Here is a 15,706-nt window from a genome sequence, read left to right as displayed (position 1 = left end):
GGGGGGGGGGGGGGGGGGGGGGGGGGGGGGGGGGGGGGGGGGGGGGGGGGGGGGGGGGGGGGGGGGGCGGGGGGGGGGGGGGGCCGGGGGGCGGGGCCGCCAGGGGGGGCGCCCCGCGGGGGGGCGCGGCGCCGCAGGGCCGCAAAGCCGGGCCGGCGGGGGAAGCTCCCGGTTCTCCCCCCGCCGGGCCCGGACAAGGCGCCAGGCTCAGTCCTGCATCGCGTTGATGATGCCTTTGAGCTCCTGGGCCAGACGCGCAAGGTCGGAGACGGCCTGGGCCGACTGGTTCATGGCCTCGGCGGTCTCGCTGGCGATGTTGTTGATCTCTTCCGTGGTGCGGCTGATCTCGTCGCTGGCGGCGGACTGCTCCTCGCTGGCGGTGGCGATGCCGCGCACCTGGTCTGCGGTCTGTTCGACCATGCCGACGATCTCGCGCAGGGCCGCGCCCGAGCGGCCCGCCGTCTCGGTGCTCGCGGTGATGGCCTCGGTGGTGGCCTCGGTGCCGCGGATGTTCTTGCGTGCGCTTTCCTGCACGGCGCGGATGTAGGCCCCGACCTCGTTGGTGGCGTTCATGGTCTTTTCGGCCAGCTTGCGCACCTCGTCGGCGACCACGGCGAAGCCCCGGCCCGCGTCGCCCGCCCGGGCGGCCTCGATGGCCGCGTTCAGCGCCAGGAGGTTGGTCTGGTCGGCGATGTCGGCGATGACGTTCATGATCTGCCCGATGCCCTCGGCCTGGCGGCCCAGCTCGGTCATATCGGTCTTGAGTCCCTCGGCCAGGGCGTTGACCTGGGTGATGGTTGTCACCACCTCGTCCACCAGGGTTTCGCCCTCGCGGGCCTTGGCGTTGGCCTGGTCGGCGAGCTCGGCGGCGGTGGAGGCGCTCTGGGCCACCTCCATGACCGTGGCGTTCATCTCCTCCATGGCCGTGGCGGCCTCGCCGGTGCGGTTGCGCTGCTGTTCCGAGCCCCGGCTGGACTGTTCGATCTGGGCCGACAGTTCCTCGGCGGCGGAGGCCACCTGGTCGGAGACGGTGTTGGCCGCGGCGGCGGCCTCGGCGATCTTCTTGTTCTGGGCCTGGATGCGCGCCTGCTGCTCGCGGATTTCCGTCAGCTCGACCCAGACGGCCAGCGTGCCGAGCAGGTTGCCGTCCAGGTCGTTGATGGGCGTGCTGGTCACGTCGAAGATCTTCCGGGCGCCCCTGGCCGTGGTGTAGGGCGTCTCCTGCTCCAGGGCCCTCTTCTCGCGCAGGGCGCGCAGGGAGATGGTGTCGCGGGCGTCGTCGCCGTAGACGATGCGCCCCGAGGTCTGCCCCAGCAGGGCCTTGGGGTCGCCGTCCTTGTCCAGGGCGCGCATCATGTGTTCGTTGATGAAGGTGGCCTTGTTGTCCATGTCGAACACGGCGCAGGGCAGCACGAAGCCGTCCAGCACGCCCTGGGCGAAGCCGAGCTTCTGCTTGAGCTCCAGGACCATGACCCGGATGTTCTCGGCCAGGCTGCGCATCTCGAAGCGGTAGCCCGTGCCCAGCTCGGCCTGGAAATCGCCGTGGGCCACGGCGGCGGTGAATGCTTCGATGCGGTGCAGGGGGCGCGCCAGCAGGCGGCTGATGAGCAGGGCCACCACCGTCACCAGGACCAGCACGGCCGCCGCGCCGATGCCCAGCAGCACGTTGCGCTGCATGGTCGCCGTGGCGGTCAGTTCCGAGACGTAGGCGCTCATGCAGACCGTCCAGCCGGTGGCGGGGTCGGTGTCGACCACCAGGTACTTCCGCTCGCCTCTCCAGTCGTAGAACATGTCGCCGTTTTGGGTCTTCAGGGCCTGCTGGATGAAGGATTCGCCCGCCTGGGAGGTGAGCAGCAGGGATTTGTCCGTGGCGTGGGCGATGAGGCGGCCCTCGCCGTCGAGCATGAAGCCGTAGCCGCGCTCGCCAAAGCGCGGGGGGTCGATGAATGCCTTGGTGAAGTCCTCCCAGCGGGGCAGCAGGCAGACCCCGCCCAGGAGCCGCCCGTCCTGGGCATGCACGGCCTTGGCCAGGGGGAAGACCAGGGTCTTGCCGCCCCGGCCCTCGACCTCGAGCAGCCGCCGGGGCACGAACAGGTCCGCGCCGCCCAGGATGGCCTGCACATAGGCCCGCTCTTCCAGGGCCTTGCCCGCCAGGTTGTCGCCGCCGGACGACAGCCCGAGCACGACGGCGCCCGTGCGGTCGAAGACCACCACGCCCCACAGGTTCTCGGCCTCGGCCAGGTAGGCGCGCAGGTCTTCGCTCAGCGTGCCCGCGTCGCCTTCCAGGGCTTCGCGCACCACGCGGCGTTCGGCCAGGGTCATGGCCATGCCCTGGACGTTGCCCATGTACATGTGCAGGGCGGACAGGGCGGTGGCGGAAGTCTGGGCCATGGCCTGGCGCTGCTGGGTCAGGGCCAGGCCGTAGGTGGACTGCGAAACGTAGACGACGATCCCCGACACGGCCAGGACCACGGCCAGGGTGACCGAGGCGATGAGAACGGTCCCGAGGTTTTTCTTGAACATGGCGCTCCTCCGGCAAGTGCGTACGGCGACCGCCCCCGTGGATTCTTCCGGATGGAAGCGGGGGTCGGCATGATGGGACAGTGCCCCAGAGGGCGAGCGCGTGTCTTTCGCATATGCGCAAGAATCGTGCGTATTGCGAAGGGTGCGCCTAAAAAAGGCTTGCGGGGACGAAAAGTGCGGGCGGCGCCCCCGCGCCCGCGCGCAGGGTTTCGGAGGGCGTTTCGCCGAAGCGCCTGCGGTAGCACAGGGTGAAGTGGCTTTGGGAGCCGAAGCCGCAGGCCAGGGCCACGGCCAGGACTGTGGTTCCCGGGGCGGCCTGGACCAGCATCCGCCGCGCGCGCCCCAGGCGGCATTCGCGCAGGAAATGGCTGGGCGAGTAGCCCCGGTGGCGCTGGAAGGCCAGCTGGATGGAGCGTGTGCCCATGCCCACCACCCGGGCCAGGTCGCCCATGCGCACGGGTTTGTCGGCGTTGGCCTCCAGGTATTCCTCGGCCAGGCGCACCACCTTGGGCACCCCGGGCGGCGGGTCCGCGTCCAGCAGGGGCAGGTGGTTGTGGGGCAGGCAGGTCAGGGCGGCGGCCAGCAGCAGGTCGGCGTAGCGCTCGGTCAGGAAGGGTTGCAGGAGCATGGCGGGGTCGTGGTCGAAGAGGTCGGCCAGGCGCAGGAGCATGGCGAGCAGATGGCGCGGGCCGGCGGCGCAGAGGTCCACGGCGGGCAGGAAGCGCAGCGGCCCGCGGGGCGGGACGCCGAGCATGCGCGCCAGGGCGTCCTCCAGGGCGTGGCGGCGGATGTGCAGGCGCAGGGCCCTGTAGCCCAGGTGCTGGCTGATGGACACGGGGTGCGGAAAGCCGAGCAGGGCGCCGCGGGTTCCCGGAGAGCAGACCAGGCGCGTTCCCCGGCTCTGGACGACCAGTTGCCCCGCCAGGGGCAGATGCAGGATGGGCATCTGCCAAAACGGCCCTCCGCACAGCGAGAATCCAGTATTCAGATCCCCATAGTGGATGGCGACGCAGCCGAGTTCGATGCAGTTGTGGATACCATGTATACCATCCTTGCGATCGATATCGATTTCTGTTCCACAGTACGAGCGCACGATGGATTCGCGTATCGTGTCGACATTATCCGTGTCGATCTTGTTGAAGGAAGAGAGCGGCCTGTCGTGCATGGGGGGCAATTTTATCACGCTATTCGGATTGGCGCATAGTGGATATGTACGCAGGGCGGCCTTAAAACGTCATTATATATAGGCGGGCATGTCTGTTGGGCCCGGCGAGGGCCGCCGCGACGGGAAGGCCAAGGCTGTAACTATGATATGGGCAAAGGCGTGTTCGTGTCTCGCGGGGAGGCGAAAAGTACGCTTCAAAAGCGAATGCGCCGGGCGGGCTGGAAAAGCGATCCGCCACCCGGCGCAGGGGCCGGGTGGCGGACGGGGTGGCGCCGGGAGTGGCGCCGGGCGGGGCGTTGGGCGGGGGCGCCGGGCGGGGCGTTGGGCGGGGGCGCCGGGCGGGCGCCCGCAGGGGTCAGGGGCGCACGGCGCGCAGCAGGCGTTGGGCCGCCAGGGCCGGGGCCATGTGCCGCCGGGCCGCCTCGGAGGTCTCCAGGCTGCCCGCAAGGTCCAGGGGCGCGCTGTCCACGGCCTGGGCCAGGGCGGCCTCGAAGGCCTCGCGCAGCATGGCGAAGGCCCGCTCCACCTCGGGGTAGGCGTTGTCCGCGCGCCAGGGCAGCCTGAGGCTGTCGCTGGCCTCGCCGGTCTTGTGCGAGGGGGTCATGAGCAGGTGGAATTCCGAGGGCCGCCAGTCGCCGCGCTCGTTCTGGCCGGGCCAGCAATGGGCCCAGCCCGCGTCGGGGGGCTTGGGGATGGGGCTTTGGATGCGCACGGCGGGCAGGGCCAGGTCGCGCTCGTATTCCGTGAGGGTCAGGGTGTAGTGCAGCACGGGGCGGAAATTGCCGCGTTTCTTGGTTATCTTCCAGGTCATGTGCATTGGTCGGGCTCCATGAGCAGCACCTCGCCGAAGGGCGGCGGCGTGTGCCCCGCGTTGGGCGTGACCCACAGCACGGGGTAGTCCGGCTCCTCGGGGAAGCGCGCGCATTCGAGGTCGGTGAAATAGATCAGGCAGCAGGGGCGGGCCCCGTCGTCGCGCAGGCGGGCGAAGGGCGGGCGGAAGTCCGTGCCGCCGCCGCCGCGCGCCGCGAACTCCAGGGGCAGGTCGGCGCGGCCCAGGCGCTCCTGGCGGGTCAGGGCCGCGTCGCAGGTCAGCAGGGTCAGGGTGGTGTCGAACTCCTCCAGCACGGCGCCCAGCTCGGCGGCGAAGGCGTCCAGCTCGGCCTGGAGGATGCTGCCCGACACGTCCACGGCCACGGCCAGCCCGTCCAGCTCGCGGCTGTCCAGCCCGGGCAGGTAGAGCCCGGCGTGCAGCATGCGCCGGTTGGGCCGCACCCAGGAGAAATCGTTGCGCGCCGCGTGGTCCACAAAGCGGCGCAGCAGCTCGCGCCAGCCCAGGGTCCGGCCCGGGCCCGGCCCAGCAGCCGCTCCAGCCCCCCGGGCAGCCCGCCGCACTGGCGGGCCTTGTGCAGGGCCTGGGCCAGGGAGGTCCGCCACGATTCGCGCTCGCGCTCCAGGGCCTGGGCGCTGTCGGCCCCGCCGGGGGGCGGGGCCGGGGCGTCGCGCACCTCGCCGCTCATGCCCGGGTCGCCGCCCTGGCCGGGGTCGGCGGGGTCCTGGCCGCCCGCGGAGCCGCCCGCCGCGCCCGGGCCGTCCTGCCCGGGGCGGGGGGGGTCGTCGCCCGTTCCGCCGCCCCCGCCCTGCCCGGCGGCGGGGGACTCCTGGCCCGGCGAGCCCGCGTCGGGCTGCTCCGCCGGGGCCTGGGCGGCCTGGGCCCTGCCGCCCAGGGCTGCGGCCCTGGTCTCGTCGTGGCGCGCGGCCAGGGCGGCGTAGATGGCGTCGGCGCCCCGGCCGTGGTGGGCCGGGTCGTCCAGGAAGCCCGGGGGCAGGGTCAGCCCGGCCTCCCGCAGCACGGGGTTTATGGCGTAGTCGCAGGCCATGTTCCACAGCCCGGGGTCGCGCCGGCCCCGGTGCAGGTGGTGGCCGCAGGCCAGGTGCAGCACCTCGTGGCAGAGCAGGCCCTTGGTCATGGCCGGGGTCAGGGCGCGCACATAGGCGGGGTTGTAGCCCAGGGTGCGCCCGTCGGACCACGCCGAGGCGCAGCCCGGGTCCTCGCGCAGGTCCAGGCGCAGGGCCAGGTGGGCGAAGAAGGGATGGTCCATGACCAGCTCGGCGCGGGCCTTGGTCAGCCTGTGTCGGGCCTGGGCGTCCACGGGCGTCAGACCAGCACGTCGCTGTTGGCGCAGGCCCAGCCGCGGAAGGCCTCGGTTTCCACCACCGAGGGCCGCACGGCGGCGGCGTCGCGCATGAGCAGCACGCCGAACTCCACTGGCAGGCGCGCGGCCAGCACGGCCAGGCCGGGCATGGTCTCGTCGCTGGCCTTGCGGGCCACGGACTCGCACAGGGCGCAGATCACGGCGGGGTCCTCGGGCAGGTGCACGCCGCCCGGATCGGCCAGCACGGTGTCGGGGTCGGGCATGCGCTGGCAGATGTCCAGGAACCCGAGCAGCTCGGCGGCGGCCCCGGGGCCCACGGCGCCGCGCAGCAGCCCGGGGGCGGCGTCGGCTCCCGGGGCGGCCTTGAGGATGCGCGAGGCGAAGGCCCAGGAGCGCGGCGAGGGGAAGGCTTTGTCTTCGGCCCGGGGGTCGAAGGCGTGCAGCAGCTTGGGGCGGAAGCGCAGGAAGGCCCGGATGCGCGGGTCGATGCCGTCCTCCTCGGCCCAGGCCAGCCAGTCGTCCAGGTCGGGTTCGAAGTCCAGGTGGACCATGCGGTTGGCCAGGGCCGAGGGCATGCGGTGGGTCACGGCGCGGTCGGACTCGCGGTTGCCGGCGGCCAGCACGGTCCAGCCCTCGGGCAGGTGGTATTCGCCCAGGCGGCGGTCCAGGATGAGCTGGTAGCAGGCGGCCTGCACCAGGGGCGGGGCGGCGTTCAGCTCGTCCAGGAACAGGATGCCCCTGCCCCGGCGCGGCAGGAAGGCGGGCGGGCACCAGACCGTGGCCCCCGAGTCGTCGAAGCGCGGGATGCCGCGCAGGTCCACGGGATCCAGGAGCACGGCGCGCACGTCGGCCAGCTCCATGTCGAGGGCGGCGGCCACCTGGGCCACCACCTGGCTCTTGCCCACCCCGGGCGGCCCCCACAGGAAGGCGGGCTGGCGGATGGCCAGCAGCGTGTGCAGGGCCAGGGCTATGGCGGACGGTTTCATGGCGGGGTTCCTCCGGAAGATTTCGGGCACCATATTGATATTGAGTTTCAAAGTCAATGAAGGGGCGCGGGAGGCGGCGCCGGGGAAGGCCGGCCGGAGGGCGGAGGCGCGCAGGCGCGAAGTGCAGCGGGGCCCGGGCGGGGCGGCGACCGTGATGCTGGCGCGGAAGGGGGCGGTTCCGCCTTCGCTGGCCCGGGGCGTGGCGCTGGCCGCGATGCCCGGCGGGTGTGGCGCGGCTGGGCGACAAGGTGGTCGTCCCCTGAATCGAAGGTCCGGGGTCTTGACGGAGGTGTGGGGGCGGGCGTGGATGCGAAGACGGGCGCGGCCACGATTCCTTGCGGGCGGCAGGGGCGCGGCGACTTCGGTACGGCCGGTCGGCGCTTGGCGTGGCGCCCTGCGGGAGGGGCGTCTTCGCCGGGATGGGCGGTGGACCTGGCACGATGGGCTGCGGACGCGGACGCAGGGTGCAGGCGCGCGGCGCGGACGCGGCAGCGGGCTGTGGGCAAGCAGGACGCCCGGCGGCGCCATATCGGCAAGTGGAAAACGATATGTGCTGGCTGTTTTCGCCGTTCCTCCGGGCCGCAGAGGCCATCCGGCGCGTGCGCGGCCAGCCGCGGGCGCCGTCGTCGGCGTCGCATCCCGGCCCGGGGCAGGGGGCCGAAGCATGTCGTGCGGCATCGTTGTCTTTTCGCGCCGGGGAGGGTAGAATCATTCTACAGCCGCTCCCCGGCGCAGGAGCGGTCCATTCCGTCCCCGGAGGCTGGCGCCACGATGCACACGCACCCACGCCGCAATAGTTCCATCCTTTTCCTGCGCAGGTCCATCTCGCGCGACCTGTCCCTGTCCCTGGCCGCCGGGGTGCTGCTGGCGATCCTGCTGCTTGTGCTCTACATCTATCATTGGCAGCGCGGCGAATCCCTGCGCGACCTGGAGGCCCGGGCCGACGAGGCCACGGCCAAGGCCGCCGAGGTGCTGTCCCTGCCCGTGTGGAACCTGGACGCCACCGGGGTGCGGCTGGTGGGCCAGGCCTTCGCCCAGAACGGGGAAGTGGAGGCCGTGCGCATCGTGGACAGCCAGGGCCTGGTGCTTTTCGAGCAGGACAAGGGGCGCGGGGGCCCCACGGTGACCCGCGCCCGCGAGGTGCGCCACGGCGGCGTGACCATCGGCCATGTGGGGATATCCTACTCAATGGAGGCTCACGAACGCGGGCTGGAAACCCTGCTTTGGAGCCTGCTGGCGGGCCTGCTGCTGACCATGTGCGTGGTGCTGCTGGGGGCGGGGATATTGCTGCGCGTGTTCCTGCGCAAGCCCCTGGAGCGCCTGGGCCAGGAGGCGCGGCGGGTGGCCCGGGGCGACTACCGCGGCACCCTGGAGGCCGAGCATGCCGAGCTGGAGGAGATCGCGGGGCACTTCAGCGCCATGAGCGCCGCCGTGGCCCAGCGCGAGGCCGAGCTGCACCGCGTGAACCGGGAGCTGCGCCGGGCCGAGCGGCAGTACCACTCCATCTTCGAGAACGCCATCGAGGGCATCTTCCAGACCGCCGAGGACGGCGCCTGCCTGAACGCCAACCCGTCCCTGGCCCGCATCCTGGGCTACGCCTCGCCCGAGGAGCTGCTGGCCCCCGCGCGCGCGTGTCTGCCCTGGCGTTCCCCGGCGGACCGCGAGGCCGTCTTCTCCCAGCTGCGCGCCCAGGGCAAGGCCACCGCCGTGGAGGTCCAGATGGTCCGCCGCGACGGCACGCCCATCTGGGCCAGCCTGTCTGCCCAGCTCATCCGCGACGCGGGCGGCCAGGTGACCCACGTCGAGGGCTCCCTGGTGGACATCACCATGCGCAAGAAGATGGAGGACGAACTGCGCCACCAGGCCCTGCACGACCCGCTGACCGGGCTGGCCAACCGCGTGCTGTGCACCGACCGTATCTGGCGCGCCCTGGAGCGCGGCAAGCGCCGGGAGCAGTATCTTTTCGGCGTGCTGTTCGTCGACCTGGACCGCTTCAAGGTCATCAACGACTGCCTGGGCCATCGTTTCGGCGACCGGCTGCTCATGGAGGTCGCCCGCCGCCTGCGCAAGTGCGTGCGCGACCTGGACACCGTGTCGCGCTTTGGCGGCGACGAGTTCATCGTGCTGCTCGAAGAGCTGGAGTCGCCGCGAAAGGCCATGCGCGTGGTCAAGCGCATCCGCGAGAGCATGCGCAGGCCCTTTGCCTGCGACGGCCACGAGGTGCGCGTGTCGGCCAGCATCGGCATCGCCCTGGGCCCCGGCGGCGGCCAGAGCCCCGAGGACCTGATCCAGCGGGCCAACGTGGCCATGCACCGCTCCAAGGAGTCGGGCCGCGACCGTTTCAAGGTCTTCACCCCCGGGATGCTCGACCGCGCCGCCCTGCGCCTGACCCTGGAAAACGACATGGAACGGGCCATGCGCGAGGGCGAATTGTTCCTGGAATACCAGCCGATCATCAGCCTGAACGGCCAGGCCCGGCTCTACGCCCTGGAGGCGCTGGTGCGCTGGCGCCACCCCGGGCGGGGCCTGCTGCCCCCGGACGAGTTCATCCCCGTGGCCGAGGACTCGGGGCAGATCGCGGCCCTGGGCATGTGGGTGCTGCGCGAGGCCTGCCGCGCCTTCGTCCAGTGGCGCCAGACCGTGCCCGGCGGCGAGGCCGTGCTGCTGGCGGTCAACGTGTCGGGCCGCCAGTTCGCCCAGGCCGATCTGGTCTCCCGCGTGCTGGACGTGCTCGCCGAAACGGGGCTGCCGCCGGACCGCCTGAAGCTGGAGATCACCGAGACGGCCATCATGCAAAGCGCCGAAATGGCCATCGACAAGCTCTCGGCCCTGCGGGCGCGCGGGGTGCGCATCAGCGTGGACGACTTCGGCACGGGCTATTCGTCCATGAGCTACCTGCAGCGCCTGCCCCTGGATTCGCTGAAGATCGACCTGTCCTTCGTGCGCGGCATGGACGAGTCGGCGGAGAACCGCGAGATCGTGCGGGCCATCATCAACCTGGCCCACTCCCTGGGCCTGGAGGTCATCGCCGAGGGCGTGGAGCGCTGGCGCCACCAGCAGGCCCTGGAGGAGCTGCACTGCGAGTATTTCCAGGGGTATTACTATTCCCGGCCCCTGGACGCCGAGGCCGCCGCCGGGTTCGCCTGCCGCCTGCCCCGGAGCTGGGCCGGGGCGGACGCCCCCCCGAGGCGTCGTGATTCACTCCAGGTAGAGCCGCCGCAGCCGGGCGTATTCCGGCCCGGCCCGCACGGCGTCCAGGGCCCGCTGGAAGCGCGCCACCACCTCGTCGGCCGTGTCGCGGTGGAAGGCGTAGCAGGTATCCGTCTCGCTCAGGGGTATGACCTCGGCGTATCCGGCGGGGTCGCGGCCCAGGCTCCGCAGCAGGCGGGGCATGCTCCGGGCCTCATAGGCCACCAGGTCCAGGCGCCCCGCGTCGAGCTTGCGCAGGTTGAGCTCCATGTCCGCCACGGGCTCGATGCGCACGGGCCGTGCCGTTTCCAGCAGGGCCGCCTCGGCCACGTCGTCGCGCACCGTGCCCACCACCAGGGTCTTCATGTCGGCCGAAACCAGGATGCGCGCCTTGTCCGCCGCGCGGGCAAAGAGGGCGAAGCGCACCGTGTCGATGGGGCAGGCCCACTTGAAAAGGCGTTCGCGCCCGGGCGTGCGGGCCATGCCGAAGACCACCGTGCCCGGCCGCGTGCGCCCCGCCTCGTAGGCCCGCGCCCACGGCTGCACCTGGATGGGCTGCTCGGCCACGCCCATGTGCCGCCAGACCAGCCGCAGCAGGTCGGCGGACAGGCCGCGGACCGTGCCGTCGGCGGTGTAGCTGTAGGGGTAGTACTGCTCGGTGATGTAGGTCGTCGCTGCGGGCCCGTCGGCCTGCTGGGCCCGCGCGGCGCCCGCGGCGCCCAGCGCCCAGGCCAGCACCCAGGCCAGGGCGCAGGCCGCGGCCAGCGCGCGGATCGGGAGCGGAACCGGAGACGGGATGGGCATGGGCGTTCCTTCTCTTGGAGTGCAACCGCTCTGCCCTAACACGCCGACTTCAGGAAGAAAAGTGGCGAAAACGGATCTTTCGCCGCATTGCGTCCGCAAGGATGCCCCGCGCGGCTGACGGCCCCGGCCCGGGCTCCGCCTCGCGCCGCTCCGGCGGACCCGGGCTCCGCCTTGCGCTTTGTTCTTGCCCGGGGCCCGGGGGTCTGCTATCCGGTGGTTTCGTCTGGATTATCGATTGGGCGCCCCGGCGGTCCCCGTCGCGGGCGGGTGCGGTCACGTCATTTATCTGCATGTCATGCAAAGGAGTGAGGTCATGGGTAGGAAACTCGTCACGCTTGCCGCCGCCGTGCTGGTCAGCTTCATGCTGGTCTGCGGCGCCGCCGCCTCCGACAAGGTGCTCGTCAACGGCATCGACTTCGGCTTCCCGCCGTTCGGCTTCGTGGACAAGGACGGCAAGCCCGCCGGCTTCGACGTGGAGGCCGTGGACTGGATCGCCGCCAAGATGGGCTTCAAGGTCACCCACCAGCCCACCGACTGGGACGGCATCATCCCCGCCCTGAACGCGGGCAAGATCGACTTCATCGCCTCGGGCATGAGCGCCACGGCCGAGCGCGCCAAGATCGTCAACTTCACCATCCCCTACTACTCCGTGACCCAGGTGCTGGTCGTGCGCGCCGACGAGGCCCGCAGCCTGGACGAGCTGCTCACCTCCGGCGAGAAGGTCGGCGTCCAGCGCGGCACCGTCACCGCCGCGCTGCTCGAGGAGCTGGTCAAGAAGGACGGCTACAAGTTCGAGCTGGTGCAGTACGACTCCACCGACCTGTCCATGCAGGACCTGCCCCTGGGCCGCATCGTCGGCTCGGGCATGGACAGCACCATCGCCTACGAAGTCATGAAGGGCACCGACTACAAGGTCGGCGGAACCTTCGACGCCGCCCCCGAGAACTACTGCTACGCCGTGCGCAAGGACGACGCCGAGCTGCTGAAGACCCTCAACGAGGGCCTCAAGCTGCTCATGGCCGACCCCTACTGGGAAGAGCTCAAGGCCAAGTGGGACATCCACTAGCCCCGGGCTGACCGGAGCCATTTGACCGCCCGGACGGGTTCGGGTATCCCGAACCCGTCCGGGCGGTTCGCATTGTCCGGCACCCCCCCCCAAGGCGGAACCATGAATTTCGAAAAAGCCCTTCGCGCCATCATCGACTCCCTGCCCTACATGCTCGGCGGGGTCTGGGTCACCGTGGGCCTCATCGTCGGGGCCCTGGCCCTGGGCTTCGTGCTGGGCGTGCCCCTGGCCGTGATCCAGGTCTACGGCCGGACCCTGGCCCGGCGGCTGGTGGTGCTCTACGTCTGGCTGTTCCGCGGCGTGCCCATCCTGGTGCTGATCTTCCTCTTCTATTTCGGGATCCTGCCCCACCTGGGGCTGGACAGCGCCTTCCTCGCCGGGGTCATCGTCCTTGGCCTGACCAGCGCGGCCTACCAGTCGCAGATATTCCGCGGGGCCATCCAGTCCCTGCCCGCCGGGCAGCTCAAGGCCGCCCGCGCCCTGGGCATGACCGACACGCAGGCCATCTCCTGCATCGTGCTGCCCCAGGCCCTGCGCCTGTCCATCCCCGGCTGGTCCAACGAGTTCTCCATCCTGCTCAAGGATTCGGCCCTGGTCATGGTCATCAGCGTCCAGGAGATCATGGCCCGCACCCGCTCGGTGGCCGGGCGAACCCACGAGCCGGTGGCCATGGCCCTGTTCGCCGGGGTGCTTTTCTTCATCCTGACCTGGATCGGGCTGCGCCTGTTGCGCGGGCTGGAACGCCGGGTGCGCATCAAGGGCTATTCACAGGAAGGTTCCGTGTGATGAGTGTCGCAAGCCAGGCCAAGGGCCAGAACCAGGAGATCCTGCGCGTGGAGAAGCTCAACAAGAGCTTCGGCACCAACCATGTGCTCAAGGACGCCACCCTCACCCTGCGCAAGGGCGAACTCAAGGTGCTCATCGGCCCCTCGGGCGGCGGGAAGTCCACCCTGCTGCAATGCATGAATTTCCTGATTCCCCCCGACTCCGGGCGCATCTGGCTCGACGGGGTGGAGATCCTCGGCCACAAGAAGCGCGAGCTGTATGCCTACCGCCAGCAGGTGGGCATGATCTTTCAGGACTTCAACCTCTTCGACCACCTGAGCGCCCTGGGCAACGTGCGCATCGCCCTGACCCGGGTCCGCGGCATGTCGCGCAAGGACGCCACCGACCGCGCTATGGCCGAGCTGGACCGCGTGGGCCTGGCGGCCAAGGCCGGGCTCTACCCGGCCCAGCTGTCCGGCGGGCAGAAGCAGCGCGTGTCCATCGCCCGGGCCCTGGCTATGGACCCCAAGGTCCTGCTCCTGGACGAGCCCACCAGCGCCCTGGACCCCGAGCTCATCGGCGAGGTGCTGGCCGTGGTCAAGGACCTGGCCACCGCCGGCATGACCATGATCATGGCCACCCACCAGATCACCTTCTCCGCGCAGCTGGCCTCGGAGTTCGTGTTCATGGAGCAGGGCGCCATCATCGAGCACGACTCCCCGGCCGCCCTGCTGGCCCCCGGGGCCTGCACCCGCACCAAGGCCTTTTGCGCCAAGATCAACGAGCTTACGGGAGAGCCCGTCTAGCCATGCTTGAGGAATACTGGCTCTTCGCCTCAGAGCGGGTCATGCCCGGGCTGAACGCGGCGCTCCTGGTCAGCGCCCGGCTCATCGTGCCCTCGGCCCTCTACGGCGCGCTGCTCGGCGTCATCACCGGCGCCATCCGCGTCTACGGCCCGAAGCCCGTGCGCCGCGTGGCCGACGCCTACGTCTCCCTGTTCAGGGGCACGCCCCTGGTGGTGCAGCTCTATTTCTGGTATTTCGCCCTGCCCTACATCCGCGTCGGCGGCTTCGCCATCGTCCTGGACGCCATGCAGGCATCCATCCTCGGGTTCGCCCTGTGCAGCGCGGCCTATCAGTCGGAATACATCCGCGGCGGGCTGCTCTCCATCCGCTCCGGGCAGATCAAGGCCGCCCGCGCCCTGGGCATGAACCCCATGCAGACCGTGCTGCACGTCGTGCTGCCCCAGGCCGTGCGCCGCGCCCTGCCCGGCTGCGGCAACGAGGTCGTCTACCTCATCAAGTACTCCTCCCTGGCGTCCATCATCACCGTCAACGAGCTGACCGGCACCGCGCGCAGCATCGCCAAGGCCACCTTCCGGCCCATCGAGGCCTACGCCACCGTGGCCGTGTACTACCTGCTGCTGGTGACCCTGGCCGTGTGGCTGCTGCGCTGGCTGGAAGACCGCATGAGCATCCCCGGCTTCGAGCGCCCGCGCGACTGACCGCCCGGCCCCGGCCCCCAGCCCCCCTTACGAGGCCGCGCCATGACCCCTCCCGCCCCCGGACAACCAGCCTACGCCGCCCTGGGCCCCGAAACCCTGGAGCGCATCCGCGCCGCCCTGGGCCCCGACGCCGTGCGCACCGACACCCAGACCCTCGACGCCGCCTCGCGCGATGCATCCGCCGAGGTCCACCGGCCCGAGGCCGTGGTCCGCGCCGCCTCGGCCCGCCATGTGGCCGACCTGCTGCGCCTGGCCGCCGAACTGCGCTTCGCCGTGACCCCGCGCGGCGCGGGCACCGGACTGGCCGCCGGGGCCCTGGCCGTACACGGCGGCGTGGTCCTCGACCTCTCGGCCATGAACCGCATCCTGGACATCGACCCCGCCAACCTCCTGGCCGTGGCCGAGCCCGGCGTCATCGTGGCCGACCTGCGCCGCGCCGCCGCCGCCAGGGGCCTGTTCTACCCGCCCGACCCCGCCAGCCTGGACACCGCCACCCTGGGCGGCACCGCCGCCACCAACGCGGGCGGCCCGGCCTGCGTCAAATACGGCGTCACGCGGAACTACGTCCTGGGCCTGGAAGCCGTGCTGCCCTCGGGGGAGATCGTCCGCGCCGGGGTCGCCACCCGCAAGGGCGTGGTCGGCTACGACCTGGCCCAGCTCCTGGTCGGCTCCGAAGGCACCCTGGGCGTCATCACCCGCCTGTGGCTGCGCCTGGTGCCCCTGCCCGAGGCCACCCTGGCCCGCGTGGCCGTGTTCCCCTCCCTGGGCGAGGCCATGAGCGCCGTGGCCGCCGTCATGGCCGCCGGGGTCACGCCCAGCGCCGTGGAGTTCCTGGATGGCCGCTGCCTGGCCCTGGTGGGCGACATGCTGCCCCTGGACCCGCCCCCGCCCCCGGGCGCGGCCCTGCTGCTGCTGGAAACCGACGGCTCGGCCGCCGCCGCCGCCCGGGACATGGAGCGCGTGGCCGCCGTGTGCGCCGCCCGGGGCGCCCTGCACCAGATCCCCGCACCCGACGAGCAGAGCCGCGCGCAGCTGTGGAACGTCCGCCGCCAGGTCTCCCTGCGCATCCACGAGTCCGCCCCCGTCTATGTCTCCGAAGACGTGGTCCTGCCCCTGGCGCGCATCGCCGCCTTCGTCGAGACCCTGCCCGCCCTGGAGCGGCGCCACGGCCTGACCATCTACGCCTTCGGCCACGCGGGCGACGGCAATATCCATATCAACATCACCGCCCCCACGGGCGCGGACGACGCCCTGGAAGCCTGCGTCACCGAACTGCTGCGCCAGGTGGTCGCCACGGGCGGCACCATGAGCGGCGAACACGGCATCGGCAGGGCCAAGCAACGCTTCCTGCCCCTGGAACTGTCCCCGGCCTCCATGCGCCTGCAACGCGCCCTCAAGGACACCTTCGACCCCGGGCTGATCCTCAACCCCGGCAAGATGTTCGCGTAGCGAAACGGGGAAACGGCGCGGCCGGGCGACGCGCGCGGCGGCGGGAGGTGCGCGCGGCGGCGGGAGGAGGGGGAACCCCCCTTTTCCCAGCGGAAAAAAGGG

The 15,706-nt window shown here is 71.4% G+C and carries 11 protein-coding genes and 2 pseudogenes; 6 read left to right on the top strand and 7 right to left on the bottom strand.

Annotated features, from left to right (window positions below; genetic code table 11):
- Positions 1-207 precede the first annotated feature (207 nt).
- The 6 genes and pseudogenes from M0P34_RS06000 to M0P34_RS05975 all read right to left on the bottom strand — a co-directional run bounded on the left by M0P34_RS06000 (position 208) and on the right by M0P34_RS05975 (position 6,827).
- Entirely contained in the window at positions 208-2,523 is a 2,316-nt protein-coding gene (locus tag M0P34_RS06000; protein ID WP_291497410.1) for a methyl-accepting chemotaxis protein, read from the bottom strand.
- A gap of 148 nt (positions 2,524-2,671) precedes the next feature.
- Positions 2,672-3,706, bottom strand: coding sequence for a helix-turn-helix transcriptional regulator (locus M0P34_RS05995; protein ID WP_291497408.1), 1,035 nt, complete (start codon positions 3,704-3,706; stop codon positions 2,672-2,674).
- A gap of 337 nt (positions 3,707-4,043) precedes the next feature.
- Entirely contained in the window at positions 4,044-4,499 is a 456-nt protein-coding gene (locus tag M0P34_RS05990) for a hypothetical protein (protein ID WP_366062117.1), read from the bottom strand.
- Positions 4,496-4,942 (bottom strand): VWA-like domain-containing protein, encoded by a 447-nt coding sequence (locus M0P34_RS05985; protein ID WP_366062121.1) that lies wholly within the window; start codon positions 4,940-4,942, stop codon positions 4,496-4,498. The genes M0P34_RS05990 and M0P34_RS05985 overlap by 4 nt, the downstream gene beginning before the upstream one ends.
- A 161-nt stretch (positions 4,943-5,103) precedes the next feature.
- Positions 5,104-5,787 (bottom strand): annotated as a pseudogene (locus M0P34_RS14860) (hypothetical protein); the annotation flags it as partial.
- 56 nt (positions 5,788-5,843) lie between these two features.
- Positions 5,844-6,827 (bottom strand): MoxR family ATPase, encoded by a 984-nt coding sequence (locus M0P34_RS05975; protein ID WP_291497402.1) that lies wholly within the window; start codon positions 6,825-6,827, stop codon positions 5,844-5,846.
- 771 nt (positions 6,828-7,598) lie between these two features.
- On the opposite strand from M0P34_RS05975, the pseudogene M0P34_RS05970 reads away from it, so the two are divergent.
- Positions 7,599-9,929, top strand: a pseudogene (locus M0P34_RS05970) (EAL domain-containing protein); the annotation flags it as partial.
- Between the two features lie 96 nt (positions 9,930-10,025).
- Here M0P34_RS05970 and M0P34_RS14855 read toward each other — a convergent pair.
- Positions 10,026-10,820, bottom strand: coding sequence for a transporter substrate-binding domain-containing protein (locus M0P34_RS14855; protein ID WP_366062119.1), 795 nt, complete (start codon positions 10,818-10,820; stop codon positions 10,026-10,028).
- 313 nt (positions 10,821-11,133) lie between these two features.
- Here M0P34_RS14855 and M0P34_RS05965 point away from each other — a divergent pair, with 313 nt between their 5' ends.
- The 5 genes from M0P34_RS05965 (at position 11,134) to M0P34_RS05945 (ending at position 15,604) form a co-directional block, all read left to right on the top strand.
- On the top strand, positions 11,134-11,886 hold the full coding sequence (locus M0P34_RS05965) for an ABC transporter substrate-binding protein (protein ID WP_291497398.1): 753 nt from the start codon (positions 11,134-11,136) through the stop codon (positions 11,884-11,886).
- A gap of 102 nt (positions 11,887-11,988) precedes the next feature.
- Positions 11,989-12,672: an amino acid ABC transporter permease gene (locus M0P34_RS05960; RefSeq protein WP_291497396.1), complete on the top strand. Its 684-nt coding sequence runs from the start codon at positions 11,989-11,991 to the stop codon at positions 12,670-12,672.
- A complete protein-coding gene (locus M0P34_RS05955; protein ID WP_291497394.1) occupies positions 12,672-13,457 on the top strand; it encodes an amino acid ABC transporter ATP-binding protein in 786 nt (261 codons plus the stop codon). The genes M0P34_RS05960 and M0P34_RS05955 overlap by 1 nt, the downstream gene beginning before the upstream one ends.
- Positions 13,458-13,459: 2 nt before the next feature.
- Positions 13,460-14,155 (top strand): amino acid ABC transporter permease, encoded by a 696-nt coding sequence (locus tag M0P34_RS05950; RefSeq protein ID WP_291497392.1) that lies wholly within the window; start codon positions 13,460-13,462, stop codon positions 14,153-14,155.
- A 42-nt stretch (positions 14,156-14,197) separates the two neighbouring features.
- A complete protein-coding gene (locus tag M0P34_RS05945) occupies positions 14,198-15,604 on the top strand; it encodes an FAD-binding oxidoreductase (RefSeq protein WP_291497390.1) in 1,407 nt (468 codons plus the stop codon).
- Positions 15,605-15,706: the final 102 nt, after the last annotated feature.

The organism is Desulfocurvus sp. (assembly GCF_023230885.1).
Classification (GTDB): domain Bacteria; phylum Desulfobacterota; class Desulfovibrionia; order Desulfovibrionales; family Desulfovibrionaceae; genus Desulfocurvus.
The sequence above is the reverse complement of the archived record's forward strand: the minus strand, read 5'-3'. Positions and strand labels throughout refer to the sequence as shown.

What these genes read in the sequence shown, in the direction of transcription:
- M0P34_RS06000 (WP_291497410.1), bottom strand. Translation starts at nt 2,523, where the DNA reads ATGTTCAAGAAAAACCTCGGGACCGTTCTCATCGCCTCGGTCACCCTG.
- M0P34_RS05990 (WP_366062117.1), bottom strand. Translation starts at nt 4,499, where the DNA reads ATGACCTGGAAGATAACCAAGAAACGCGGCAATTTCCGCCCCGTGCTG.
- M0P34_RS05985 (WP_366062121.1), bottom strand. Translation starts at nt 4,942, where the DNA reads ATGCTGCACGCCGGGCTCTACCTGCCCGGGCTGGACAGCCGCGAGCTG.
- M0P34_RS05975 (WP_291497402.1), bottom strand. Translation starts at nt 6,827, where the DNA reads ATGAAACCGTCCGCCATAGCCCTGGCCCTGCACACGCTGCTGGCCATC.
- M0P34_RS14855 (WP_366062119.1), bottom strand. Translation starts at nt 10,820, where the DNA reads ATGCCCATCCCGTCTCCGGTTCCGCTCCCGATCCGCGCGCTGGCCGCG.
- M0P34_RS05965 (WP_291497398.1), top strand. Translation starts at nt 11,134, where the DNA reads ATGGGTAGGAAACTCGTCACGCTTGCCGCCGCCGTGCTGGTCAGCTTC.
- M0P34_RS05960 (WP_291497396.1), top strand. Translation starts at nt 11,989, where the DNA reads ATGAATTTCGAAAAAGCCCTTCGCGCCATCATCGACTCCCTGCCCTAC.
- M0P34_RS05955 (WP_291497394.1), top strand. Translation starts at nt 12,672, where the DNA reads ATGAGTGTCGCAAGCCAGGCCAAGGGCCAGAACCAGGAGATCCTGCGC.
- M0P34_RS05950 (WP_291497392.1), top strand. Translation starts at nt 13,460, where the DNA reads ATGCTTGAGGAATACTGGCTCTTCGCCTCAGAGCGGGTCATGCCCGGG.
- M0P34_RS05945 (WP_291497390.1), top strand. Translation starts at nt 14,198, where the DNA reads ATGACCCCTCCCGCCCCCGGACAACCAGCCTACGCCGCCCTGGGCCCC.